Annotated in this window: 18 protein-coding genes and 4 tRNA genes; 19 read left to right on the top strand and 3 right to left on the bottom strand. The window is 61.8% G+C overall.

What is annotated here, in order from left to right; translation table 11 throughout:
* Positions 1–9 precede the first annotated feature (9 nt).
* Positions 10–1,323 carry a C4-dicarboxylate transporter DctA gene (locus SB765_RS17795; protein WP_016485879.1) on the bottom strand — a complete coding sequence of 438 codons (1,314 nt, stop codon included), beginning with the start codon at positions 1,321–1,323 and terminating at the stop codon, positions 10–12.
* Positions 1,324–1,779: 456 nt separating this feature from the next.
* Between SB765_RS17795 and SB765_RS17790 the strand changes: the two genes are divergently transcribed.
* Positions 1,780–3,345, top strand: coding sequence for a PAS domain-containing methyl-accepting chemotaxis protein (locus SB765_RS17790; protein WP_410931690.1), 1,566 nt, complete (start codon positions 1,780–1,782; stop codon positions 3,343–3,345).
* Between the two features lie 13 nt (positions 3,346–3,358).
* Positions 3,359–5,047, top strand: coding sequence for a putative bifunctional diguanylate cyclase/phosphodiesterase (locus tag SB765_RS17785; protein ID WP_341798138.1), 1,689 nt, complete (start codon positions 3,359–3,361; stop codon positions 5,045–5,047).
* Positions 5,048–5,095: 48 nt separating this feature from the next.
* Here the strand turns inward: SB765_RS17785 and SB765_RS17780 are convergent, their stop codons facing one another.
* Positions 5,096–6,844 (bottom strand): sigma-54-dependent Fis family transcriptional regulator, encoded by a 1,749-nt coding sequence (locus SB765_RS17780; protein ID WP_410931689.1) that lies wholly within the window; start codon positions 6,842–6,844, stop codon positions 5,096–5,098.
* 223 nt (positions 6,845–7,067) lie between these two features.
* On the opposite strand from SB765_RS17780, the gene SB765_RS17775 reads away from it, so the two are divergent.
* Genes SB765_RS17775 through SB765_RS17750 form a run of 6 tightly spaced genes read left to right on the top strand, consistent with a single transcriptional unit; the run spans position 7,068 to position 12,990 of the window.
* Positions 7,068–8,162 (top strand): ABC transporter ATP-binding protein, encoded by a 1,095-nt coding sequence (locus tag SB765_RS17775; RefSeq protein ID WP_341798140.1) that lies wholly within the window; start codon positions 7,068–7,070, stop codon positions 8,160–8,162.
* Positions 8,162–9,259, top strand: a complete 1,098-nt coding sequence (locus tag SB765_RS17770; protein WP_410931688.1) for an ABC transporter ATP-binding protein — start codon at positions 8,162–8,164, stop codon at positions 9,257–9,259. The genes SB765_RS17775 and SB765_RS17770 overlap by 1 nt, the downstream gene beginning before the upstream one ends.
* Entirely contained in the window at positions 9,256–10,122 is an 867-nt protein-coding gene (locus tag SB765_RS17765; protein ID WP_341798142.1) for a carbohydrate ABC transporter permease, read from the top strand. Before SB765_RS17770 ends, SB765_RS17765 begins: the two co-directional genes overlap by 4 nt.
* 3 nt (positions 10,123–10,125) lie before the next feature.
* Entirely contained in the window at positions 10,126–10,926 is an 801-nt protein-coding gene (locus tag SB765_RS17760) for a carbohydrate ABC transporter permease (protein ID WP_410931687.1), read from the top strand.
* A 12-nt stretch (positions 10,927–10,938) separates the two neighbouring features.
* On the top strand, positions 10,939–11,211 hold the full coding sequence (locus tag SB765_RS17755) for a DUF2160 domain-containing protein (protein WP_016500565.1): 273 nt from the start codon (positions 10,939–10,941) through the stop codon (positions 11,209–11,211).
* 39 nt (positions 11,212–11,250) lie between these two features.
* Positions 11,251–12,990 (top strand): carbohydrate ABC transporter substrate-binding protein, encoded by a 1,740-nt coding sequence (locus SB765_RS17750; RefSeq protein WP_410931686.1) that lies wholly within the window; start codon positions 11,251–11,253, stop codon positions 12,988–12,990.
* A 171-nt stretch (positions 12,991–13,161) separates the two neighbouring features.
* On the opposite strand, the gene folD is transcribed toward SB765_RS17750, so the two are convergent.
* On the bottom strand, positions 13,162–14,016 hold the full coding sequence (gene folD / locus SB765_RS17745) for a bifunctional methylenetetrahydrofolate dehydrogenase/methenyltetrahydrofolate cyclohydrolase FolD (protein ID WP_016500563.1): 855 nt from the start codon (positions 14,014–14,016) through the stop codon (positions 13,162–13,164).
* A gap of 270 nt (positions 14,017–14,286) precedes the next feature.
* On the opposite strand from folD, the gene SB765_RS17740 reads away from it, so the two are divergent.
* The 11 genes from SB765_RS17740 to SB765_RS17690 all read left to right on the top strand — a co-directional run bounded on the left by SB765_RS17740 (position 14,287) and on the right by SB765_RS17690 (position 24,237).
* Positions 14,287–14,363, top strand: a tRNA-Arg gene (locus SB765_RS17740).
* Positions 14,364–14,405: 42 nt separating this feature from the next.
* A tRNA-His gene (locus tag SB765_RS17735) sits at positions 14,406–14,481 on the top strand.
* A 52-nt stretch (positions 14,482–14,533) separates the two neighbouring features.
* A tRNA-Leu gene (locus SB765_RS17730) sits at positions 14,534–14,618 on the top strand.
* Positions 14,619–14,663: 45 nt separating this feature from the next.
* Positions 14,664–14,739, top strand: a tRNA-His gene (locus SB765_RS17725).
* A gap of 471 nt (positions 14,740–15,210) precedes the next feature.
* Entirely contained in the window at positions 15,211–15,510 is a 300-nt protein-coding gene (locus tag SB765_RS17720; RefSeq protein ID WP_016500560.1) for a DUF6388 family protein, read from the top strand.
* 250 nt (positions 15,511–15,760) lie between these two features.
* The gene (tig, locus tag SB765_RS17715) at positions 15,761–17,074 is read left to right on the top strand and encodes a trigger factor (RefSeq protein ID WP_016500559.1); all 1,314 of its coding nucleotides are present in this window, start codon (positions 15,761–15,763) and stop codon (positions 17,072–17,074) included.
* Positions 17,075–17,165: 91 nt separating this feature from the next.
* Positions 17,166–17,807: an ATP-dependent Clp endopeptidase proteolytic subunit ClpP gene (gene clpP / locus SB765_RS17710; RefSeq protein WP_012271562.1), complete on the top strand. Its 642-nt coding sequence runs from the start codon at positions 17,166–17,168 to the stop codon at positions 17,805–17,807.
* Positions 17,808–17,915: 108 nt separating this feature from the next.
* Positions 17,916–19,199, top strand: coding sequence for an ATP-dependent Clp protease ATP-binding subunit ClpX (clpX, locus tag SB765_RS17705; protein WP_016485885.1), 1,284 nt, complete (start codon positions 17,916–17,918; stop codon positions 19,197–19,199).
* Between the two features lie 163 nt (positions 19,200–19,362).
* A complete protein-coding gene (gene lon / locus SB765_RS17700; RefSeq protein WP_049276841.1) occupies positions 19,363–21,759 on the top strand; it encodes an endopeptidase La in 2,397 nt (798 codons plus the stop codon).
* 152 nt (positions 21,760–21,911) lie between these two features.
* Positions 21,912–22,184 (top strand): HU family DNA-binding protein, encoded by a 273-nt coding sequence (locus SB765_RS17695; protein WP_016485887.1) that lies wholly within the window; start codon positions 21,912–21,914, stop codon positions 22,182–22,184.
* Between the two features lie 181 nt (positions 22,185–22,365).
* Positions 22,366–24,237, top strand: a complete 1,872-nt coding sequence (locus SB765_RS17690) for a SurA N-terminal domain-containing protein (RefSeq protein ID WP_410931685.1) — start codon at positions 22,366–22,368, stop codon at positions 24,235–24,237.
* Positions 24,238–24,317 lie beyond the last annotated feature (80 nt).

The following is a 24,317-nucleotide window of genomic DNA, read 5'->3' as shown; positions in this document are numbered from 1 at the left end:
CACTTTCGGTCAAAATTCCTGTTGATGATGTGTGTTGGGCTGTTTGCGCGGCGTCGGGGTAAAGCCGAGCTTGCCGTCGAGCACGTTCTGCGCGCGCTCCAGGTCAATGTCCTTTTCCCAACGGGCGATGGCCACGGTGGCCACGCAGTTGCCAATCAGGTTGGTCAATGCCCGGCCGATGCCCATGAACCAGTCCACCGCCAGCACCAGCACCAGGCCCACCACCGGAATCGCCGGCACGGCTGTCAGGGTGGCGGCGAGGATCACCAGCGCCGAGCCTGGGATGCCGTGAGCCCCCTTGGAAGTCACCAGCGACACCAGCAGGATGGTCAGCAGGTCGGTCATTTCCAGCGGCGTGCCGGTGGCGTTGGCGATGAACACGATGGCCAGGGTCAGGTAGATGGAGAAGCCGTCGAGGTTGAACGAGTAGCCGGTGGGGATGACCAGGCCGACCGTGGAGCTGCCAATGCCCAGGTGCTCCAGCTTGCGCATGATCTGTGGCAGCACGGCGTCGGACGACGCGGTGCCAAGGACGATGGTCAGCTCTTCACGCAGGTACTTGATCAATGGCAGCAGCTTCAGGCCCGACAGGCGCATCACCGTACCCAGCACGATCAGCACGAAGCCGGCGCAGGTCAGGTAGAACAGTGCCACCAACCCGCCCAGGTGCTGCAGCGACTCCAGGCCGTACTTGCTGGTGGTGAAGGCGATGGCGCCGAACACGCCGATGGGGGCCAGGCGCACGATCATGCCCATGATGCGGAAGATCACATGGCTCAGTTCGTTGATCAGCCTTGAGATGCCGGCGGCCGAGTCACCCACCAGGTTCAGTGCGCTACCGAAAAGCACCGAGAACAGCAGCACCTGGAGAATGTTGTTGTCGGCGAAGGCACCCACAACCGAGGTGGGTATCAGGTCCATGAAGAAAGCCGTGGCGCCATGGATGTGCTGGCCGCGCTCGGCCAGGCCGTTGGCATCGGCGCTGGACAACTGGTCCAGGTGGATGTTGGCACCGCTGCCGATGCCACTGCTGAAGGCGAACACCAGGCCGATCACCAGCGCCAGGGTGGTCAGCACTTCAAAGTAGATCACCGACTTCAGGCCGATGCGCCCGACCTTTTTCAGGTCGCCCGCCCCCGAGATACCGCTGACCACCACGCAGAACACGATCAGGCCGATGAGCATCTTGATCAGCTTGATGAAGCCGTCGCCGAGGGGTTTTAGTTGCAGGGAGAGGTCGGGAAAACTGAGACCGCAGGCGATGCCGAGGGCAAGGCCGAGCACGACTTGCAGGAATATCGAACGCGAGCACCATTTGAGCATGGGGGGAGTCTCTGATCGGTGTCCTTGCTTCGGTAGCCGCACGGGGCGAAAGAGCGCAGGACTTAATTATTGTGGTCTTACCGGTTTGTTCAGCGCGAAGCCATAAAAGCGCGAAAAATCCTACATTGCAAGGGTTTTTGGCCTTACCGGTCTGACCAGTTGTGGTGCAATTTGGCTTGCCAGGCTCTACTTCGGTGCGTGCCGTGAGGGGAGCCCGCACGCGTTTGTGCAGGGCCCGGCCACTGCCGGGGAATACCGCTGCAATCAGCTTGCCAAGCGCAGCCGGGAACGTTGAATCATCGATAACGCCATGATCCGTAAGGTTGATTTGCTTTATGTGGCGGGACTCGTAGAATCCGCGCCTGACCGGGCAGTCACTGAGAGCGCATTGACGGATTTTTTATCCCGCAAAGGCTCGCAGCAAGCGCCTGGCACCCCCTTGAATGGAGTCTCATCGTGCGCCTCAACCTGCCGGTAACCCCGGTCGAGCAACGTTTTCCCTCTGGCCAGCGGCTGATTTCCGCTACCGATACCGCCAGCCTGATCACCTATTGCAACCCCGAATTCGCCGCCATCAGCGGCTACAGCGATGCCGAACTGATCGGCAGCCCGCATAACCTGGTGCGCCACCCGGACATGCCGCCGGCGGTATACGAGTTGATGTGGCGCTACCTGAAGGCTGGCAAGAGCTGGATGGGCATCGTCAAGAACCGCTGCCGTAACGGCGACTATTACTGGGTCAACGCCTACGTCACGCCTATCCTCGAAGGCGGGCGGGTGGTTGGCTATGAGTCGGTACGGGTGTGCCCCACGCGTGAGCAGGTGGCCCGCGCCGAGGCCTTGTATGCGCGGATGCGTACCGGCCAGGCGGTACTGTCGGCGCCGCGCCGGCTGAGCCTGCTGGTGCAGGCACTGACGTTGCCCCTGGCCGGTGGGCTGTTGGCGCTGGGCGCCAACCAGCTGTGGCCTGGCCTGGTGGGGCAGGGGCTGACCGTGGGGCTGTTCATGGCCTATGGCCTGTGGAAACGCAACGCCCTCGGCCGCCAGATGCAGCAGGTGGTCGAGGGTGCCGAAGGTACCTTCGCCGACCCGGTCGCGGCGTTGACTTACAGCGACCTGCCTGGCGCTGCCGGGCAGCTGCAACTGATGCTGATCAGCGAAGAGGCACGGTTGAAAACTGCGTTGACGCGGTTGAGTGACCTGGCCGGGCAAATGGCGGTGGCGGCCCACGATGCCGGGCAGCTGTCACGCAGCACCGAGGCAGCGTTGCTGGAGCAGCGCGCAGAAACCGACCTGAGCGCCACGGCAATGAACCAGATGGCGGCCTCCATCGGTGAAGTGGCCAACCACGTGCAGTTGACTGCGGCCGAAGCCCACACGGCGCACCAGTTGGCCGAACAGGGTAGCCAGGTGGCCGATGCCAGTGGCGCGGCCATTCGCACCTTGGCCAGCACGGTGACCCAGATCAACCAGGCAGTCAGCCACCTGGCCGGTCAGACCGGTGCCATCGCCGAGGCGGCCGGGATGATCCGCGGTATTGCCGAGCAGACCAACCTGCTGGCCCTGAACGCAGCCATTGAAGCCGCGCGTGCGGGCGAACAGGGCCGTGGTTTTGCCGTGGTCGCCGATGAGGTGAGGGCGCTGGCTGACAAGACCCGCCAGTCGACCCTGCACATCCAGGCCATCATCGACACCCTGCGCAGTGGCGCCGAGGAAGCCGTGACAATTGCCAGCCAGGGCATCACGGGCGCCGAGCAGGGCGTTGCCCAGGTACAGGAAACCCGCGAGGCACTGCATGGCATTCGTGATGCGGTGCAGCGTATCAGTGACATGAGCCAACAGATGGCCACCGCCTCGCAGCAGCAGTCGGCAGTGGCTGAAGACGTTTCGCGGCAGATCAATGGCGTGGCCGGCATTGCCCAGCACAGCGCCCAAAGCGCCAACGCTGCCGCCTCGCGCGGGGCCGAACTGGAACAGGTGTGCGTCGGCTTGCGCGCCCTGGTGGAGCGCTTCAACCGCTAAGGCAGGATGCTTCATGGATGATAACTATCGTGCGGCCGTGGACGCGGCCGCGATCTTTTCCGAAACCGACCTGCGTGGGAACATCACGTACGTCAACCAGCAGTTCTGCAGCATCTCGGGCTACAGCCGCGAGGAACTGCTGGGCGCCAACCACCGTATCCTCAACTCCGGCCTGCACGAGCCGGCGTTCTTCGTCGGCATGTGGCAGGCCCTGACCGCCGGGCGGGTGTGGAAGGGCGAAATCTGCAACCGGTCCAGGGACGGTTCGCTGTATTGGGTCGACAGCACCATGGTGCCACTGGTTGACCCGGCGACTGGCCAGGTGCGCAAGTACGTGTCGATCCGCTTTGACGTCACCGAGAAGCGCCAGCTGCTGCATACCTTGCAATGGCGGGTGGGCCACGATGTGCTAACTGGTCTGCCCAACCGCGTCTACCTGTCCGAGCTGCTGAACCAGGCCCTGGCCTACTCGCGCCGCGAAGACATCTCGCTGGCGGTGTGCATGCTCGACCTGGATGGCTTCAAGGCGGTCAACGACGGCTACGGGCATGCCGTGGGCGACCTGCTGCTGGTGGAGGTGGCGCAGCGCTTGAAGAGTATCTTGCGCGGTGCTGATGCCGTGGCCCGGTTGTCGGGTGACGAATTCGTGCTGATCCTGCGCAATGTCGATGATGAGCGCCAGCTGCATGCAGCCCTGAGGCGGGTGTTGCGGGCATTGGCGGCGCCCTGTGTGGTACGCGAACACACGCTGTCGCTCAGCGCCAGTATCGGCGTGACCCTGTACCCCCAGGATGACGAAGATGCCGATACGCTGGTACGCCACGCCGACCAGGCCATGTATGTGGCCAAGCAGCGCGGGCGCAACCGCTATCACTTGTTCGACGTATCGCAGGAGCAGGAGCTCAAGGCCACCCACCAGACGGTGGCGCGGGTGCGACGGGCCCTGAACAACCACGAGCTGTGCCTGTATTACCAGCCCAAGGTGAACCTGCGCAGTGGCCAGGTGCTAGGTTTCGAGGGCTTGCTGCGCTGGCAGCGGCCAGGCCGTGGCGTGGTGCCGCCCGGCGATTTTCTGCCCTGGGTTGAGCAGACCGACCTGATCGTCGAAATCGGCGAATGGGTGATCGGCCAGGCCCTGAGCCAGCTGCAGGCCTGGGGGCGCCAGGGGCAGCCTTGGTCATTGAGTGTGAACATCGCTGCACGGCATCTACAGCGCAGTGACTTTACCGAGCGCCTGCAGCAGCTATTGGCAGCGTACCCGCAGGTGGACCCGTCGCGGCTGGACCTGGAAATCGTCGAGTCAGTGGCCATCGACAACCTGCAGCACGTCAGCCGCTGCCTGGACGCCTGTCGTGCGCTGGGCGTGCGCTTTTCGCTGGACGATTTCGGCACCGGTTACTCGTCGTTGAGTTACCTGAAACGCTTGCCGACCCAGACGATCAAGATCGACAAGTCGTTCGTGCGCGACATCCTGCACGACCAGGATGACCTTGCCCTGACCGCCGCAGTGATCGGCCTGGCGCGAGCCTTCGGCCGCGAGGTCGTAGCCGAAGGACTGGAGAGTGTGGAACACGGCAGGGTGTTGATGGGCCTGGGCTGCGAGCTGGCGCAGGGCTATTGCATCGCCAGGCCGATGCCGGCCAATGAAGTGCAAGCTTGGGCACAGACCTACCGCCAGCCGGTGCAGTGGCGCGACCCTTGAGCGGCCATCAGCCGCTCGGTCAAGTGCAGCATTGGTGCAAATATGGCTTCATCGCGCCCGCAAACGCTTGTACAGCGTGGTGCGGCTGATCCCGAGCCGGCGTGCGACCGCCGACAGGTTGCCGTTGGCTTGCTCGACCAGCATCTGCAGGTCCGTCTCTTCGGCCGCCACCAGCACCGCCATCGGCGACTCGGCCAGAAAGCCCGCAGGCAGGTGCTCGACGCCGATAGGCCCGTTGCCCGCCAAGGCCAGCGCAACTTGCAGCACGCTTGTCAGTTCACGCAGGTTGCCTGGCCAAGGGTGTTGATCCAGCAGGTCGATAATGGCCGGGGACAGCCGCGTGGGTTGCCCAGGGTCGCGAAAACGCGCATGCACCTGCTCGATCAACTGGCGCCGGTCACCGCGTTCGCGCAGCGGCGGCAGCACCACGGCCAGGCCGGCGATGCGGTAATACAGGTCCTGGCGAAAGCGCCCTGCGCGCACTTCTTCGGCCAGGTCGCGGTTGCTGGCCGACACCACGCGGATATCCACTGCCACCGGCTCGCCACTGCCCAGCGGCTGGATGCTCCGTGACTGCAGCACACGCAGCAGGCGTGCCTGGGTGGGCAGTGGCATGTCGCCGATTTCATCGAGAAACAGGATGCCGCGGTGGGCTTTGCGGATCAGCCCCGGGTTGCCCTTGTGGTGCGCGCCGGTGAAGGCGCCTTTGTCGTAGCCGAACAGCTCCGACTCCACCAGCTCGGCGGGGATCGCCGCACAGTTGACGGCGACCAGCGGCCGGTTGGCGCGGCTGCTGGCGCGGTGCAGGCTGTCGACGAACACTTCCTTGCCGACGCCGGTTTCACCTTGCACCAACACCGGGATGTCTTTTTCCAGTAACAGGCCGGCCTGTTGCAACGCTTTTTCCAGGCGAGGTTCGCCACTGTCGGCCTCGGGGCGGCGAGCGGTTTTGCGTGGGGGATGGCACTGGCAATGAAAGCGGTTGCGCCCGGTGGCTTGCAGGGCAAATGCCTGTTCTCGGGGATGACTGAGCAGCTGTTGCAGGGGCAACTGGAACAGCTGCTCGATGTTCTGCCGCAGCGGATTACCACCGAGCAGGCTGTCGGCCCGGTGATTGGCGGCCAGCACCTGCCCACGCTCATCGAACACCAGCAGGCCGGCCCAAGGGCTGTCGAGGTTGTCGGAGGCGCTATTGAAGATCAGCTGCGCATGCCGGTCGGCATGCTCGGCGAGGATCAGGCGGTTTTCCAGGCTCTGGCCCATCATGCGCACCAGGCCAAGCGTCTGGCTGGCCGGCAGGTAGCCGTCGCTGGCAACGTCGAGCACTCCGACCAGCTGCCGCGCGGCGTCGAACAGGGGGGCGGCTGCGCTGGACATGTAGCGGTTCTGGCGCAGGAAGTGCTCGTCCTGGCCCACGTGGATCGCTTGGGCGCAAATTAGCGTGGTGCCCAGGGCATTGGTGCCGACGCCACGCTCAAGCCAATGGGCACCGGCGCTGAAACCCTGCTGCTGGTTCGGCTCGATGAAACGCCGCGAGCCCCAGCTATCGAGTATGCAGCCGCTGGCATCGGCCAGCATCACCAGGTAGCTGGCGTTGCCCAGCAGGTGTGTGTATTGCGGCAGTACCTCCTCGCGGGTCAGCCGCAGCAGCGCCTGGCGCTGTTCCAGCAGGGCGCTTAGCTCGGTGCGGGTCAGGCAGTCGAAATCCGGCGCGTGCTGCGGCTGCAGGCCGTGATCGCGGCAGCGGGCCCAGGAAGCCTGGATCAGCTGGGCGTGGGTCGAAGCGGATGCGGCCATGGGCCTGTCCTTCGGGTTGTTGTTATGGGCCGACCGCTGTTCAGTGTTGTCCACGGGTGTTCATTGTCAAACCGGCAAGTGTTCAGTTGTTCAGTGATTGTGTTCAGGTGTGAAGCCGCGATTTGCCAGCGCTGCCACCCAGGCCCCGGACCAGAGCACCGGGGGGGCGACTGGCACGGAACTGGCTGTGCATGGCAGACAACAATCACAAGAAGGCCACGCCATGTCCCTGGTGCTGGAGCAGGTCAGCCGCAGCGTCGATAACCAGCCCTGGATCGTCGAGGCTTCGCTGCGTTTCGAGCCCGGTTCGTTCAACGTGCTGCTGGGCCGCACCCTCGCCGGCAAGACCAGCCTGATGCGCCTGATGGCGGGGCTCGACCGCCCGGACAAGGGCCGGGTGCTGATGGATGGCCAGGACGTCACCGGTGTGCCGGTACGCCAGCGCAATGTGTCGATGGTGTATCAGCAATTCATCAATTACCCGACCTTGAGCGTGTTCGAAAACATCGCCTCGCCGCTGCGCCAGGCGCGCATGGCCGAGGACCAGATCCGCCGGAGGGTGCAGGAAACTGCCGAGATGCTGCGCATCGAAACCTACCTGCAGCGCCTGCCGCTGGAACTCTCCGGCGGCCAGCAGCAACGCACGGCGATGGCCCGGGCATTGGTCAAGGATGCCTCGTTGATCCTCTTCGATGAGCCGTTGGTGAACCTCGACTACAAGTTGCGCGAAGGCCTGCGCCAAGAACTGCGCGAACTGTTTGCGGCGCGTCATTGCATTGCCGTGTACGCCACCACCGAGGCCAACGAGGCGCTGGCGCTGGGCGGCACCACCACCCTCGTGCACGAAGGCCGGATCGTGCAGAGCGGGCCCACCACCGAGGTGTATCAGCGCCCGGGCAGTGTGCTGGCTGCCGAGCTGTTTTCCGAGCCGCCGATAAACCTGGTGGCGGGCCGTATCAGTGGCAACGAAGTGAGCCTTGCCCAGGCTGTACACTTTGCCCGCAATGCCGACTTGCAGCCGCTGGCCGAGGGCGACTACCGCTTTGGCGTGCGCCCCAGCCATATCACCCTGGTGCCGGCCCATGACGATGACCTGGAGCTGGCGGTGCTGGTGGAACTGGCAGAGATCAGCGGTTCAGAAACCTTCTTGCATGTGCGCAACGAATACTGGCGCATGGTCCTGCACCTGCCCGGTGTGCACGAGTACCAGGTGGACACGCCGATTCGCGTGTTCATCCCCACGCACAAGTTGTTCGTCTTCGACAGCGCCGGGACGTTGGTGCAGGCCCCGGGGTTGCGCCAGGCAAGGAGAGGGTGATGGCCGAAATCCGCCTGCGCCAACTGGCGCACAGTTACAGCCGCCAGCCCGCCAGCGAGGCCGACTATGCCCTGCACGCACTGGATCATGTGTGGGAGCAGGGCGGTGCCTATGCCTTGCTCGGGCCATCGGGCTGCGGCAAGTCGACCTTGCTCAATATCATTTCCGGGCTGCTGACGCCGTCCCATGGCGAAGTGCTGTTCGACGGCAAACCGGTCAACCAGCTGTCGCCACAGGCGCGCAATATCGCTCAGGTGTTTCAGTTCCCGGTGGTGTACGACACCATGACGGTGTTCGACAACCTGGCCTTCCCCTTGCGCAACCAGGGGCTGGATGAAGCCCGGGTGCGTGCCCGGGTGGAAGAAATTGCCGAGGTGCTCGACCTGGCTGGCGTGCTGCGCAAGAAGGCGCGCAACCTCAGTGCCGACGAAAAACAGAAGGTCTCCATGGGGCGCGGCCTGGTGCGCGATGACGTGTCGGCGATCCTGTTCGACGAGCCGCTGACGGTGATCGACCCGCACCTGAAGTGGAAGCTGCGGCGCAAGCTGAAGCAGATCCATGAGCAGTTCAATATCACCATGATCTACGTCACCCACGACCAGTTGGAGGCTTCCACCTTCGCCGACAAGATCGCGGTGATGCACGGCGGGCGCATTGTCCAGTTCGGCACACCGCGCGAGTTGTTCGAGCGGCCGCGGCATACCTTCGTTGGCTACTTCATCGGCAGCCCGGGGATGAACCTGATCGACGTGCGTGCCAAGGCGGACGGGGTGGTGTTCGGCGATGTCCACCTGGCGCTGCCCGATGGCCTGCGCGAGCGCCTGGCGGAGACAGTATGTGGGCGACTGCAGGTGGGCATTCGCCCAGAGTTCGTGCAGCTGTGGGACAGCCCGTTCGATGATGCCCACCCGGCACGGGTGCTGGATGTCGAAGACCTGGGCACCTACCGCATCGTCACCCTCGAACTGGGCGGTGTCGCGCTCAAGGCGCGGCTGGGCGAGGACCGCCCGTTGCCCGTGGAGCAGGCCTGGGTCAGCCTGCCGGCGCAGTGGCTGATGTTGTACGTCGACGATGTGCTGCTGGAGGCCGGGCCATGAGCAACAAGGTGCAGAACAACAAGGCCTGGTGGCTGGTGCTACCGGTGTTTCTGCTGGTGGCATTCAGCGCAGTGGTACCGATGATGACGGTGGTCAACTACTCGGTGCAGGACATCTTCGATCAGTCCAACCGCTACTTCGTCGGTGCCGACTGGTACCGCCAGGTGCTGCGTGACCCGGCGCTGCACGATGCGCTGCTGCGCCAGTTCATCTACTCCGCCTGTGTGCTGCTGATCGAGATCCCGCTGGGTATCGGCATTGCCCTGACCATGCCGACCAAGGGGCGTATGGCCTCGCTGTGCCTGATCATCATGGCGATCCCGTTGCTGATCCCGTGGAACGTGGTCGGCACCATCTGGCAGATTTTCGGCCGTGCCGACATCGGCCTGCTCGGCGCCACCCTGGCCAAGCTTGGGGTCAGCTACAACTATGCCGGTGACCCGTTCGACGCCTGGCTCACCGTGCTGGTGATGGATGTGTGGCACTGGACCTCGCTGGTGGCATTGCTGTGCTATTCGGGGCTGCGCGCCATCCCCGACGTGTACTACCAGGCTGCACGCATCGACCGTGCCTCGGGCTGGGCGGTGTTCCGCCATATCCAGCTGCCCAAGCTGAAGAACGTGCTGCTGATCGCGGTGATGCTGCGCTTCATGGACAGTTTCATGATCTACACCGAGCCATTCGTGCTGACCGGTGGCGGGCCGGGCAACGCCACGACGTTCCTCAGCCAGACCCTCACGCGCATGGCCGTGGGGCAGTTCGACCTGGGCCCGGCAGCGGCGTTCTCGCTGGTGTACTTCCTGATCATCCTGCTGGTGTCGTGGCTGTTCTACACAGCCATGACCCATGCCGACAAGGACTAGGCCATGAGCACGCGCAAATCGCTGGCCCTGCTGCTGTACTTCTTCTTCCTGCTGGTGCCGATCTACTGGCTGCTGAACATGTCGTTCAAGAGCAATACCGAGATCCTGGGTGGCCTGACGCTGTGGCCGCAGGCGTTCACCCTCGACAACTACCGGGTGATCTTCACCGATGCCAGCTGGTACAGCGGCTACCTCAACTCGCTGTATTACGTGTGCCTGAACACGCTGATTTCGCTGCTGGTGGCGTTGCCGGCGGCGTATGCCTTCTCGCGCTACCGCTTCCTCGGCGACCGCCACCTGTTCTTCTGGCTGCTGACCAACCGCATGGCGCCACCGGCGGTGTTCCTGCTGCCGTTCTTCCAGCTGTACTCGTCGATTGGCCTGTTCGATACCCATATCGCCGTGGCCCTGGCCCACTGCCTGTTCAACGTGCCGCTGGCGGTGTGGATCCTGGAGGGGTTCATGTCGGGGGTGCCCAAGGAAATCGACGAAACGGCCTACATCGACGGCTACAGCTTCCCGCGCTTCTTCGTGAAACTCTTCATTCCGCTGATTGGCTCCGGCATCGGCGTCACGGCGTTTTTCTGCTTCATGTTCTCCTGGGTCGAACTGCTGCTGGCGCGCACCCTGACCTCGGTGAACGCCAAGCCGATTGCTGCGGTAATGACCCGCACCGTGTCGGCATCAGGCATCGACTGGGGTGTGCTGGCGGCGGCGGGGGTACTGACCATCTTGCCCGGCATGCTGGTGATCTGGTTCGTGCGTAACCATGTGGCCAAGGGCTTTGCCCTGGGCCGGGTGTGAGGAGGGCAACGCATGGAGTGGATGGCCTGGACCCTGCCGACGGCGCTGTTCTTCGTCGCCGTTGGCGTGCTGCTGGTGGGCATGACCCTGCTTGAACTGCGCCGCCCCTGCGTAGCGCGACGGGGCTTCTTGCCGCTGGTCACCAGCCGTGGTGACCGCTTGTTCATCGGCCTGCTGGCCAGCGCCTACCTGCACCTGCTGGTGGTCGGCGTCAGCGACTGGCCCTTGTGGGTGGCCTCGCTGCTATCGCTGGCGTGGCTGGTGGTGGTGCTGCGCTGGGGCTGAGCGAGCGGCCCTGTGGGATAACTGAAACGGGAGATCACAATGTTCGATAACAAGCACAACAGGCGACATTTGACCCTTGCCGCGTTGCTGGTACTGGCCAGCGCGCATGGCGCTGCCTGGGCCGACCAGTACGAAGATGCAGCAAAAAAATGGATCGGCAGTGAGTTCAAGCCTTCAACCCTTACCCCTGAACAGCAACTGGCTGAATTGCAGTGGTTCATCAAGGCCGCCGAGCCGTTCCGTGGCATGAAGATCAATGTGGTGTCGGAAACCATCACCACCCATGAATATGAATCCAAGGTGCTGGCCAAGGCCTTCAGCGAGATCACCGGCATACAGCTGACCCACGACCTGCTGCAGGAAGGCGATGTGGTGGAGAAACTGCAGACGCAGATGCAGTCGGACAAGAACATCTACGACGGCTGGGTCAACGACTCCGACCTGATCGGTACGCACTTTCGCTATGGCAAGGTGGAATCGATTACCGACCTGATGGCCAACGAGGGCAAGGCCTACACCTCGCCGACCCTCGACCTGAAGGATTTCATCGGTATTTCCTTCACCACTGCGCCGGATGGCAAGGTCTACCAACTGCCCGACCAGCAGTTCGCCAACCTGTACTGGTTCCGCGCCGACTGGTTCGAGCGGCCGGAGCTTAAGGCTAAATTCAAGGAAAAGTACGGTTATGAGCTGGGCGTGCCGGTGAACTGGTCGGCCTACGAGGACATTGCCAAGTTCTTCACCGAAGACGTCAAAGAAATCGACGGCAAGCGCGTTTACGGGCACATGGACTACGGCAAGAAAGACCCCTCGCTGGGCTGGCGCTTCACCGATGCCTGGTTCTCCATGGCAGGTGGCGGTGACAAGGGCCTGCCCAACGGCTTGCCGGTGGATGAATGGGGCATTCGCGTCGAGGAGTGCCACCCGGTGGGTTCCAGCGTGACCCGCGGCGGCGACACCAACGGGCCGGCGGCCGTCTATGCCACGCAAAAGTACGTGGACTGGATGCGTGCCTACGCGCCCAAGGAGGCCCAGGGCATGACCTTCTCCGAAGCCGGCCCGGTACCGGCGCAGGGCAACATTGCCCAGCAGATATTCTGGTACACCGCGTTTACCGCCGACATGACCAAGCCTGGCTTGCCGGTGGTAAATGCCGACGGCACGCCGAAGTGGCGCATGGCGCCCTCACCGAAGGGGCCGTACTGGGAGGAGGGGATGAAACTGGGCTACCAGGACACCGGCTCATGGACGTTCTTCAAGTCCACCCCCGAGAAGCAACGCCTGGCGGCCTGGTTGTATGCCCAGTTCGTCACCTCCAAGACCGTGTCGCTGAAAAAGACCATCGTCGGCCTGACGCCGATTCGCGAGTCGGACATCAACTCCCAGGCCATGACCGACCTTGCGCCCAAGCTGGGCGGGCTGGTGGAGTTCTACCGCAGCCCGGCGCGGGTGCAGTGGACGCCGACCGGCACCAACGTGCCGGATTACCCGCGGCTGGCGCAGCTGTGGTGGAGCCATATCGCCGAAGTGGCCAGTGGCGAGAAGACCCCGCAGGAAGCCCTGGACGGCCTGGCCCGCGACCAGGACCGCATGATGGAACGCTTGCAGCGCTCCAATGCCCAGGCGACCTGTGCACCCAAGATGAACCCGGAGAAAGACGCCCAGTACTGGTTCGACCAGCCGGGCGCACCGAAGCCCAAGCTGGCCAACGAAAAGCCCAAGGGCGAGACAGTCAGCTACACCGAACTGCTGAAGTCGTGGGAGGCGGCGCGCAAGTGATCGGCTGAGCACCGCGTTGGTTTCTTCGCGGGCTCGGCTGCACCGCTCTCAAGGGTTGTGGGGTTCCTGTGGGAGCGGGCAAGCCCGCGAAGAGGCCAGCAAGGCCAATGCATAAATCACAGGCAAAAAAAACGGCACCTGCCAGAGGTGCCGTTTTCGCATCACGCGCTATTACTTATGCAGCTCTTCCGCCGCATACAGCGTGTTTTCCAGCAGGCAGGCCCGGGTCATCGGCCCGACGCCACCCGGCACCGGGGTGATCCAGCCCGCGCGCGGCAGGGCGGTCTCGTAGACCACGTCGCCGACCAGCTTGCCGTCTTCCTGGCGGTTGATACCCACGTCGATGACGATGGCGCCTTCCTTGACCCACTCACCCTTGACCAGGCCCGGCTTGCCGGCAGCCACGACCACCAGGTCGGCACGCCCGACATGGCCGGCCAGGTCCTTGGTGAAGCGGTGGCAGACGGTCACGGTGCAGCCGGCCAGCAGCAGCTCCATGGCCATCGGGCGACCCACGATGTTGGAGGCGCCGACGATCACCGCATCCATGCCATACAGGTCCTGACCAGTGCTTTCCAGCAAGGTCATGATGCCTTTCGGTGTGCAGGGGCGCAGCAGCGGAATGCGCTGGGCCAGGCGGCCTACGTTATACGGGTGGAAGCCGTCCACGTCCTTGTCCGGGCGAATGCGCTCGAGCAGCAGCGAGGCGTCCAGGTGCTCCGGCAGCGGCAGTTGCAGCAGGATGCCGTCTACAGCCGGGTCGTCATTGAGGCGATCGATCAGCTCGGTCAGGGCCTGCTGCGAGGTTTCGCTGGGCAGGTCAAATGCCTGCGAAATGAAACCGACCTCTTCGCAGTCCTTGCGCTTGTGCGAGACATAGACTTGCGAGGCGGGGTCGGTGCCGACCAGGATCACTGCCAGGCCGGGCGTACGCAGGCCTTGCTGGCGACGCTCCACGACACGTTGAGCGATCTGCTTGCGCAGGCTGGCGGCGATCGCCTTGCCATCGATTAGGTGTGCAGTCATAGACGCGTGATTAACCATCGAGAAGGAAACAATAAAGAGCGCGTATTCTCGCACGACACGCGCCAAGGGCAAAGGCGGGTGGTCGGGCAAATCCCCTAACCCCTTAAATAATTTAAATTTTTTTGAAAAAGGTGTTGACGACTTTCGGGGTCGCCTATAAGATTCGCCGCACTTGTCGGGCACAGCCTAGCACTGGTTGGCTAAGTCGGGCAGAATGAGTGGTTTAGCAGTTACCTGTTAATGACTCGTTCGGTTAGGCTTCAAGCTTAAGCGCCCGTAGCTCAGCTGGATAGAGCATCCGCCTTCTAAGCGGATGGTCGCAGGTTCGAGTCCTGCCGGGTGCGCCATTAGGCAGCATGGGCAAGCAAGTAAGGTTGTAATGCAATATGGTGGGCGTAGCTCAGTTGGTAGAGCGCCGGATTGTGATTCCGGTTGTCGTGGGTTCGATTCCCATCGTCCACCCCATATTCTTCAAAGGCGCCTCGATAGCATCTGGCGCCTTTGTTTTAAGCGTTACGCGGACGTGGTGAAATTGGTAGACACACTGGATTTAGGTTCCAGCGGCGCAAGCTGTAAGAGTTCGAGTCTCTTCGTCCGCACCATGCTTCTGTAAAGCTGTACTGCAACACTGCAACACCAGCAATATGGTGGGCGTAGCTCAGTTGGTAGAGCGCTGGATTGTGATTCCAGTTGTCGTGGGTTCGATTCCCATCGTCCACCCCATATTCCAGAAAAGGCGCCTTGATCGTAAGATCGGGCGCCTTTTTGTTTTGGGTTTTGAGTGGTTGTGGTGTGTATGGCTTGGGTGTTTCAGCGCCAGTGAGATCGAGCGCCGCCCGCGCGGCGCTTCGCAGCACAAGGCTGCTCCTACATTTGTTTTGGGCCAGTCAATCCTGCGGCAGACGCACGCGACCGCCTTGCTTGTACGGCGCGATATCGCGTCATGCGCCAAGGTATTCGCGCGCAAATCTCACAGAAATAATTGGCCCGAAACAAATGTAGGAGCAGCCTTGTGCTGCGAAGCGCCGCGCGGGCGGCGCTCGGTCTCACTGGCGCTGAAAATGTCGTGGCGAACGCCCTCCCAGCCAATTCACATCCGCCCCCCTTGCAATCCTCTAGTGGCATCCCAATAAAAGCTGTTAGATTTCAGCCGGTTGAAACACCGGCCTGGTTGGCCGGCAGAGGAACAGCCCAATGATTGCAAAAGAATCCCGTCAGGCCCTGGCGCTACAGCGCTTTGCCGAGGCCAACCCGCAGCTGCTCGAAGAGATTCGTGAGCTGGATGCGCGCGAGCAGGCCCAGCAGATCGAGTGGGCATTCGAGGATGCGGCCGATGAGCAGGGCATTCAGCCCTGGGAGCTGGCGCTGCAATTGATTGCCGAAACCCCGGAGCAGCTGCAGGCCATGCGCCTGGAGACGCACCGCGAGGTGGCCGAGGCGCTGGGGATGGGGTGGGAAGAATATTGCCAGTTCAACGAAATCGATCCTGAATAATAAAGGAAGCGAATTCGCCACTGGCAGTTGTTTGACAAGGTATTTCGGCTGCAGGTCGCCCCGGGCGTCGTGCCGCCCTTATTGAAGCAGGCTCGGCGGTAAGCCGTGCGGGCCTTGAAAGTTAATCGACCGGCGTGGTTTCCCGTCGTCCCGAGTGGGGTGACTTCTGCTGCGCGACTCACTAGAATGCTTGCCCTTGATTCTGGAGTCGGGCTAACGCCGGCTAACGTCTGTGCAACGAGGAATATCCATGCAAGTTTCTGTTGAAAACACTTCCGCTCTCGAGCGCCGCATGACCATCGCCGTTCCGGCCGAGCGCGTCGAGAACGAAGTCAACAAGCGTCTGCAGCAGACTGCCAAGCGCGCCAAGATTGCGGGCTTCCGTCCTGGTAAAGTGCCGATGAACGTGATCCGTCAGCGTTTCGAAGCTGACGCCCGTCAAGAGGCTTTCGGTGACCTGGTCCAGGCTTCCTTCTACGAAGCCATCGTCGAGCAGAAGCTGAACCCGGCTGGCGCCCCTGCTGTAGAGCCAAAGTCCTTCGAAAAAGGCAAGGACCTGGAATTCGTCGCCATCTTCGAAGTGTTCCCTGAGTTCACCGTTGCCGGCCTCGAGTCGATCAACGTCGAGCGCCTGAGCGCCGAAGTGGCTGACGCCGATCTGGACAACATGCTGGAAGTGCTGCGCAAGCAGAACACCCGTTTCGAGGCTGTCGAGCGCGCCGCGCAGAACGACGACCAGGTAAACATCGACTTCGTCGGCAAGGTTGACGGTGAAGTGTTCGCCGGTGGTTCGGCCAAGGGTACCCCGCTGGTGCTGGGCTCCGGCCGCATGATCCCGGGCTTCGAAGAAGGCCTGGTTGGCGCCAAGGCTGGCGAAGAGCGCGTTGTCAACGTGACCTTCCCAGAGGACTACCAGAACCTGGACCTGGCTGGCAAAGCTGCCGAGTTCACCATCACCGTCAACAGCGTTGCCGCCCCTGTGCTGCCAGAGCTGAACGAAGAGTTCTTCGCCCAGTTCGGTATCAAAGAGTCGACCCTGGAAGGCTTCCGCACCGAAGTTCGCAAGAACATGGAGCGTGAACTGCGCCAGGCGATCAAGACCAAGGTGAAAAACCAGGTCATGGACGGTCTGCTGGCCGCCAACCCGATCGAAGTGCCAAAGGCCCTGCTGGAAAACGAAGTCAACCGTCTGCGCGTGCAGGCTGTTCAGCAGTTCGGTGGCAACATCAAGCCTGAGCAACTTCCTGCCGAGCTGTTCACCGAGCAAGCCAAGCGCCGCGTAGTGCTGGGCCTGATCGTGGCCGAAGTGGTCAAGCAGTTCGAGCTGAAACCGGACGACGCCAAGGTTCGCGAGATGATCGAAGAAATGGCTTCGGCTTACCAGGAGCCTGAGCAGGTCATCGCCTGGTACTACAAGAACGACCAGCAAATGAACGAAGTCCGTTCGGTTGTGCTGGAAGAACAAGTTGTAGATACTGTTCTGCAGAAAGCGACTGTGACCGACAAGTCGGTCTCGTACGAAGAAGCCGTAAAACCAGCCGAGGCACCAGCCGAAGCCGAGTAATACGTTTTCTCTCGTAGGAAACCCCACAAGCCAGCCTTCGCGCTGGCTTGTGCGTATTCAAGCCATGACTATTTGGGAGTGAGCGCAGGACATGTCCCGCAATTCTTATATTCAGCAGAGCTCTGACATCCAGGCCGCAGGCGGCCTGGTCCCGATGGTTATCGAGCAGTCCGCCCGTGGCGAACGCGCCTATGACATCTACTCGCGTCTGTTGAAGGAGCGAGTGATCTTCCTGGTAGGTCCTGTAGAAGACTACATGGCCAACCTGGTAGTGGCGCAGATGCTGTTCCTTGAGGCGGAAAACCCGGACAAGGATATCCATCTTTACATCAACTCCCCAGGCGGCTCGGTGACTGCTGGCATGTCGATCTACGACACCATGCAGTTCATCAAGCCGGACGTCTCGACCATCTGCATCGGCCAGGCCTGCAGCATGGGTGCGTTCCTGTTGACCGCCGGTGCCAAGGGCAAGCGTCACTGCCTGCCTAACTCGCGGGTGATGATTCACCAGCCATTGGGCGGCTTCCAGGGCCAGGCTACCGACATCCAGATTCACGCCCAGGAAATCCTCAGCATCAAGGCGCGTCTCAACGAGCTGCTGGCCTACCACACCGGCCAGGACCTCGAGACCATCCAGCGTGATACTGAGCGTGACAACTTCATGAGCGCCTCGCGCGCGGCCGAGTACGGCCTGATCGACTCGGTCTACGACAAGCGGCAACTGGCCTCCTGAACCGGGGTGTCAGAGCAGGTAGGCGCGGAAAGCGCCTACCTGCGGACTTGAAAAAGCCCGCAATTGCCTTCATCTTGTGTTGCAAGCCTACCGGATTGGATCGATCGAATGACTGACACCCGTAACGGCGAGGACAGCGGCAAATTGCTCTATTGCTCCTTCTGCGGCAAAAGCCAGCACGAAGTGCGCAAATTGATTGCCGGGCCCTCGGTATTTATCTGCGACGAGTGCGTCGACCTGTGCAACGACATCATCCGTGAGGAGGTGCAGGAAGCCCAGGCCGAGAGCAGCGCGCACAAATTGCCTTCGCCGAAAGAAATCAGCGGCATCCTGGACCAGTACGTCATTGGTCAGGAGCGCGCGAAGAAGGTGCTGGCCGTAGCGGTATACAACCACTACAAGCGCCTGAACCAGCGTGACAAGAAGGGCGACGAAGTCGAACTGGGCAAGAGCAACATCCTGCTCATCGGGCCGACCGGCTCGGGCAAGACCCTGCTCGCCGAAACCCTGGCACGCCTGTTGAACGTACCGTTCACCATTGCTGACGCCACCACCCTGACCGAGGCCGGTTATGTGGGTGAGGACGTCGAAAACATTATTCAGAAGCTGTTGCAGAAGTGCGACTACGACGTGGAAAAGGCCCAGATGGGCATTGTCTACATCGACGAAATCGACAAGATTTCGCGCAAGTCGGACAACCCGTCCATTACCCGTGACGTTTCGGGTGAGGGCGTGCAGCAGGCGCTGCTTAAACTGATCGAGGGTACTGTGGCCTCGGTACCGCCGCAAGGTGGGCGTAAGCACCCGCAACAGGAGTTCCTGCAGGTCGATACCCGCAACATCCTGTTCATTTGCGGTGGCGCGTTCTCGGGCCTGGAAAAAGTCATCCAGGGCCGTTCCACCAAGGGTGGCATCGGTTTTGGCGCAGAAGTGCGCAGCAAGGAAGAAGGCAAGAAGGTTGGCGAGTCCCTGCGTGAGGTCGAGCCGGATGATCTGGTCAAGTTTGGCCTGATTCCGGAATTCGTCGGCCGTCTGCCGGTGCTGGCTACCCTCGACGAGCTGGACGAGGCTGCGTTGATGCAGATCCTCACCGAGCCGAAGAACGCGCTGACCAAGCAGTATGCCAAGCTGTTCGAGATGGAAAGCGTCGACCTCGAGTTCCGCAGCGATGCACTCAAGGCCGTTGCACGCAAGGCCCTGGAGCGCAAGACTGGCGCCCGTGGCCTGCGTTCGATCCTCGAAGGTGTGCTGCTCGACACCATGTACGAGATCCCTTCGAAGAAGGATGTCAGCAAGGTGGTGATCGACGAGAGCGTCATCGAAGGCACTTCGCAGCCGCTGATGATCTACGAGAACAGCGAGCCGCAAGCCAAGGCCGCGCCAGACGCCTGATTCAGGCAATGGCCGGTGACGGTTGCAAGCAAGAAGGGGGCCTACGGGCCCCTTTCTGCTTTTCCTGCGCTAGCGCTTGTAATTTCCCAAGCGTGCCCCCACATTAGGTCCAAGCATCATTTCCACCGGTTTCCGGCCATAAGGCCGCTGTAGAGGCGAAATCATGAAGACCACCCTCGACTTGCCTCTTTTGCCATTGCGCGATGTCGTTGTTTACCCGCACATGGTTATCCCGCTGTTCGTGGGGCGCGAAAAATCCATCGAAGCCCTCGAGGCAGCGATGACGGGCGAAAAGCAGATCCTGCTGCTGGCCCAGAAAAACCCGGCCGACGACGATCCGGGCGAGGACGCCCTGTACCGTGTCGGCACCGTCGCCACTGTGCTGCAGCTGCTGAAACTGCCTGATGGCACCGTCAAGGTGCTGGTCGAGGGCGAGCAGCGTGGCGCGGTCGAGCGTTTCACCGAAGTAGAAGGGCACATCCGTGCCGAAGTCTCCCTGATCGACGAAACCGACGCCGCCGAGCGCGAGTCGGAAGTGTTCGTGCGCACGTTGCTGTCGCAATTCGAGCAGTATGTGCAGTTGGGCAAGAAAGTCCCTGCTGAAGTGCTGTCTTCGCTGAACAGCATCGAAGAGCCAGGGCGTCTGGTCGATACCATGGCGGCCCACATGGCCCTGAAGATCGAGCAGAAGCAGGAAATTCTCGAAATTGTCGACCTGACCACCCGTGTCGAGCACGTGCTGGCGCTGCTGGATGCTGAAATCGACCTGCTGCAGGTTGAAAAGCGCATTCGTGGTCGGGTCAAGAAGCAGATGGAGCGCAGCCAGCGCGAGTACTACCTGAATGAGCAGATGAAGGCCATTCAGAAAGAGCTCGGTGATGGTGACGAAGGCCACAACGAAGTCGAAGAGCTGAAAAAGCGCATCGAAGCCGCTGGCCTGCCCAAGGATGCCCTGGCCAAGGCCCAGGCCGAGCTGAACAAGCTCAAGCAGATGTCGCCGATGTCGGCCGAGGCCACGGTGGTGCGTTCGTACCTCGACTGGCTCGTGCAGGTGCCGTGGAAGGCCCAGAGCAAGGTGCGTCTGGACCTGACCAAGGCCGAGGAAATTCTCGATGCCGACCACTATGGCCTGGAAGAGGTCAAGGAACGCATCCTCGAGTACCTTGCCGTGCAGAAGCGCGTCAAGAAAATCCGCGGCCCGGTGCTCTGCCTGGTCGGCCCACCTGGCGTGGGCAAGACCTCGCTGGCCGAGTCGATCGCTGCTGCCACAAACCGCAAGTTCGTGCGCATGGCCCTGGGTGGCGTGCGTGACGAGGCCGAGATCCGTGGCCACCGCCGTACCTATATCGGCTCCATGCCTGGCCGCCTGATCCAGAAGATGACCAAGGTGGGTGTGCGCAACCCGCTGTTCCTGCTCGATGAAATCGACAAGATGGGCAGCGACATGCGTGGCGACCCGGCTTCGGCACTGCTGGAAGTGCTCGACCCGGAGCAGAACCACAACTTCAACGACCACTACCTGGAAGTCGACTACGACCTCTCGGACGTGATGTTCCTGTGCACCTCGAACTCGATGAATATTCCGCCGGCGCTGCTTGACCGGATGGAAGTCATCCGCCTTCCGGGCTACACCGAGGACGAGAAGATCAACATCGCGGTCAAGTACCTGGTGCCCAAGCAGGTCAAGGCCAACGGCTTGAAGAAGGAAGAGCTTGAGGTCGACGTTTCGGCGATCCGCGACATCATCCGCTACTACACCCGCGAAGCCGGTGTGCGGGGCCTGGAGCGGCAAATTGCCAAGGTCTGCCGCAAGGTGGTCAAGGAACATACCGGGCAGAAGCAGGTCAAGGTCAAGGTGGCCAGCGAGCAGCTGGAGCACCTGCTGGGCGTGCGCAAGTTCCGTTACGGCCTGGCCGAGCAGCAGGACCAGATCGGCCAGGTCACCGGCCTGGCCTGGACCCAGGTGGGTGGCGAACTGCTGACCATCGAAGCCGTGGTCATCCCCGGCAAGGGCCAGTTGATCAAGACCGGCTCGCTGGGCGATGTGATGGTCGAGTCGATCACCGCCGCACAGACCGTGGTACGCAGCCGCGCCCGTAGCCTGGGGATTGCCGCCGACTTCCACGAGAAGCGCGACGTACACATCCACATGCCGGAAGGCGCCACGCCGAAGGACGGCCCAAGCGCGGGCGTGGGCATGTGCACCGCGCTGGTGTCGGCCCTGACGCAGATTCCGGTACGTGCCGACGTGGCCATGACCGGCGAAATCACCCTGCGTGGCCAGGTGCTGGCCATTGGCGGGTTGAAGGAAAAACTGCTGGCGGCACACCGTGGCGGCATCAAGACGGTGATCATTCCAGAGGAGAATGTTCGCGATCTGAAGGAGATTCCGGAAAATATCAAACAGGATCTTCAGATCAAACCGGTCAAATGGATTGACGAAGTCCTGCAAATTGCGCTGCAATACGCCCCGGAGCCCTTGCCAGATGTGGCTCCTGAGATTGTCGCGAAAGATGAAAAGCGCGACGGCGATGCTAAGGAAAGAATCAGCACGCATTAGTAGTTTTTGGCTGGGGGGCTTTCCTTGACAGTTTTTTCGGGCCCTTGCTATAAAGCGGCACGCTATTGTCATCAAGCCACCCAGCGCACGTTTCATAAGCTTTTCATTACATACTTAGAAACAAACTCAATAGAGAAATAAGGGGACTTAGAGTGAACAAGTCGGAACTGATTGACGCTATCGCTGCATCGGCTGACATTTCCAAAGCTACCGCAGGTAAGGCTCTGGACGCTGTGATCGACTCCGTAACCGGTGCCCTGAAAGCAGGCGACGACGTCGTTCTGGTTGGCTTCGGTACCTTCTCGGTAAAGGACCGCGCCGAGCGTACTGGCCGTAACCCGCAAACCGGTAAGGCGATCAAGATCGAAGCCGCCAAGGTTCCAGGTTTCAAGGCTGGCAAAGGCCTGAAAGACGCTGTCAACTAAGTCGTCTTTCAGCCGGACCTGGCTTTGCCGGGGCCGAGCACGCTGAAGGCGGGGCGCAAACGTTCCCGCCTGACACGTTTGCTAAGAAAAGGCGCATCCTCGGATGCGCCTTTCTTTTATCAGGATTCTACCCACGCTCCGCGGTTGTCGACGCAGTGGTACAGCCGTTTCTGGGGGACGCATGCTGCAAAATATCAGGGACAATTCACAAGGTTGGATTGCCAAGACCATCATCGGCCTTATCGTCGTCTTGATGGCGTTGACCGGTTTCGAAGCTATTTTCCAGGCCGCCACCCATAGCCAGGACGCCGCCAAGGTGAACGGCCAGACCATCAGCCAGAACGAGCTGGCCCAGGCGGCCGACATGCAGCGCCGTCAGTTGATGCAACAGTTGGGCAAGGATTTCGACCCAGCGCTGCTGGAAGACAAATTGCTGCGTGAAGAGGCGCTCAAGGGCCTGATCAGCCGCAAATTGCTGCTGCAAGGCGCCGAAGATGCCAAGTTTGCCTTCTCCGAGGCCGCGCTGGATCAGGTGATCCTGCAAACGCCGGAGTTCCAGGTGGACGGCAAGTTCAGTGCTGACCGTTTCGACCAGGTCATCCGCCAGATGGGCTACGGCCGCATGCAGTTCCGCGAGATGCTCGCCGAGGAAATGCTCATCGGCCAGCTGCGCACCGGCCTGGCGGGTAGCAGCTTTGTCACCGACCAGCAGGTCGATGCCTTCGCTCGCCTGGAGAAGCAGACCCGCGATTTCGCCTCCCTGACCTTCAAGGCCGACCCGGCCGCGGTCAAGGTCAGCGACGAAGAGGTCAAGGCGCATTACGAGCAGCACGCCAAGGAGTTCATGTCGCCTGACCAGGTGGTGATCGACTACATCGAGCTGAAGAAGTCGGTGTTCTTCGACCAGGTCAAAGTGACCGACGAAGAGCTCAAGGCCCAGTACGAGAAGGAAATCGCCAACCTCGCCGAGCAGCGCCATGCCGCGCACATCCTCATCGAGGTCAACGACAAGGTCACCGACGCCCAGGCCAAGGCTCGTGCCGAAGAGATCGAGCAGCGCCTGGCCAAGGGTGAGGACTTTGCCGCGCTGGCCAGGGAGTTCTCCCAGGACCCGGGTTCGGCCAACAGCGGTGGTGACCTCGGCTTTGCCGGCCCGGGTGTGTACGACCCGGCGTTCGAGGATGCGCTGTACAAGCTGCAGGACGGCCAGGTCTCGACGCCAGTGCGCACCGAGTTTGGCTACCACCTGATCAAGCTGCTGGGTGTGCAGGCACCTGAAGTGCCGAGCTTCGCCAGCTTGAAGGACAAGCTGACCCGCGACCTGAAAACCCCGCTGGTCGAGCAGCGTTACGTCGATGCCAGCAAGCAGCTGCAGGATGCTGCCTACGAGGCTTCCGACCTGGCCCAGCCGGCTCAGGACCTGAACCTCAAGGTGCAGACCTCTGCAGCCTTCGGTCGCGAGGGTGGTGAAGGTATTACCGCCAACCGTTCGGTGGTGCAGGCTGCGTTCTCCGAAGAAGTGCTGGAGGAGGCTGCCAACAGCACCGCCATCGAGCTCGACCCGGAGACCACCGTGGTATTGCGCGTCAAGGAGCACCGCAAGCCGGAGCAACTGCCGCTGGAAGCGGTGGCCAGCAACATCCGCGAACACCTGGCCAAAGAGAAGGCGACTGCCGAGCTCAAGGCCAAGGCGGACAAGCTGATCGCCGGCCTGCGTGACGGTTCCATCGCAGCTGACAGCGTGCACGAAGGGCAAGGCTGGAAGGCCTATGAAGCAGTTACCCGTGGCGAGGACGGTATTGACCCGGCCGAACTGCAGGCGCTGTTCCGCCTGGGCAAGCCGCAAGCCAAGGGCAAGCCGGTGTATGGCAGCGTAGTGCTGCGTGACGGTAGCCTGGTGGTGCTGCAGCTCAAGGGCGTCAACGAAGGCGCTACCGCCACCGACGAAGAGAAGCAGCAGATCCGCCGCTACCTCGCGTCGCGTGCTGGCCAGCAGGACTTCGCGGCCTACCGCAAGCAGCTGGAAGCCAATGCGGATATCACCCGTTACTAAGGTGATCGCTGCATGAAGAAACAGGCCGCCTCGTGCGGCCTGTTTCGTTTCTGTCGCTAGTGCCGGCCTCTTCGCGGTTG

The organism is Pseudomonas sp. SIMBA_067, from assembly GCF_046534675.1.
Taxonomy (GTDB): Bacteria; Pseudomonadota; Gammaproteobacteria; order Pseudomonadales; family Pseudomonadaceae; genus Aquipseudomonas; species Aquipseudomonas putida.
The sequence above is the reverse complement of the archived record's forward strand: the minus strand, read 5'-3'. Positions and strand labels throughout refer to the sequence as shown.

What these genes read in the sequence shown, in the direction of transcription:
- SB765_RS17795 (WP_016485879.1), bottom strand. Translation starts at nt 1,323, where the DNA reads ATGCTCAAATGGTGCTCGCGTTCGATATTCCTGCAAGTCGTGCTCGGC.
- SB765_RS17785 (WP_341798138.1), top strand. Translation starts at nt 3,359, where the DNA reads ATGGATGATAACTATCGTGCGGCCGTGGACGCGGCCGCGATCTTTTCC.
- SB765_RS17780 (WP_410931689.1), bottom strand. Translation starts at nt 6,844, where the DNA reads ATGGCCGCATCCGCTTCGACCCACGCCCAGCTGATCCAGGCTTCCTGG.
- SB765_RS17775 (WP_341798140.1), top strand. Translation starts at nt 7,068, where the DNA reads ATGTCCCTGGTGCTGGAGCAGGTCAGCCGCAGCGTCGATAACCAGCCC.
- SB765_RS17770 (WP_410931688.1), top strand. Translation starts at nt 8,162, where the DNA reads ATGGCCGAAATCCGCCTGCGCCAACTGGCGCACAGTTACAGCCGCCAG.
- SB765_RS17765 (WP_341798142.1), top strand. Translation starts at nt 9,256, where the DNA reads ATGAGCAACAAGGTGCAGAACAACAAGGCCTGGTGGCTGGTGCTACCG.
- SB765_RS17760 (WP_410931687.1), top strand. Translation starts at nt 10,126, where the DNA reads ATGAGCACGCGCAAATCGCTGGCCCTGCTGCTGTACTTCTTCTTCCTG.
- SB765_RS17755 (WP_016500565.1), top strand. Translation starts at nt 10,939, where the DNA reads ATGGAGTGGATGGCCTGGACCCTGCCGACGGCGCTGTTCTTCGTCGCC.
- SB765_RS17750 (WP_410931686.1), top strand. Translation starts at nt 11,251, where the DNA reads ATGTTCGATAACAAGCACAACAGGCGACATTTGACCCTTGCCGCGTTG.
- folD (WP_016500563.1), bottom strand. Translation starts at nt 14,016, where the DNA reads ATGACTGCACACCTAATCGATGGCAAGGCGATCGCCGCCAGCCTGCGC.
- SB765_RS17720 (WP_016500560.1), top strand. Translation starts at nt 15,211, where the DNA reads ATGATTGCAAAAGAATCCCGTCAGGCCCTGGCGCTACAGCGCTTTGCC.
- tig (WP_016500559.1), top strand. Translation starts at nt 15,761, where the DNA reads ATGCAAGTTTCTGTTGAAAACACTTCCGCTCTCGAGCGCCGCATGACC.
- clpP (WP_012271562.1), top strand. Translation starts at nt 17,166, where the DNA reads ATGTCCCGCAATTCTTATATTCAGCAGAGCTCTGACATCCAGGCCGCA.
- clpX (WP_016485885.1), top strand. Translation starts at nt 17,916, where the DNA reads ATGACTGACACCCGTAACGGCGAGGACAGCGGCAAATTGCTCTATTGC.
- lon (WP_049276841.1), top strand. Translation starts at nt 19,363, where the DNA reads ATGAAGACCACCCTCGACTTGCCTCTTTTGCCATTGCGCGATGTCGTT.
- SB765_RS17690 (WP_410931685.1), top strand. Translation starts at nt 22,366, where the DNA reads ATGCTGCAAAATATCAGGGACAATTCACAAGGTTGGATTGCCAAGACC.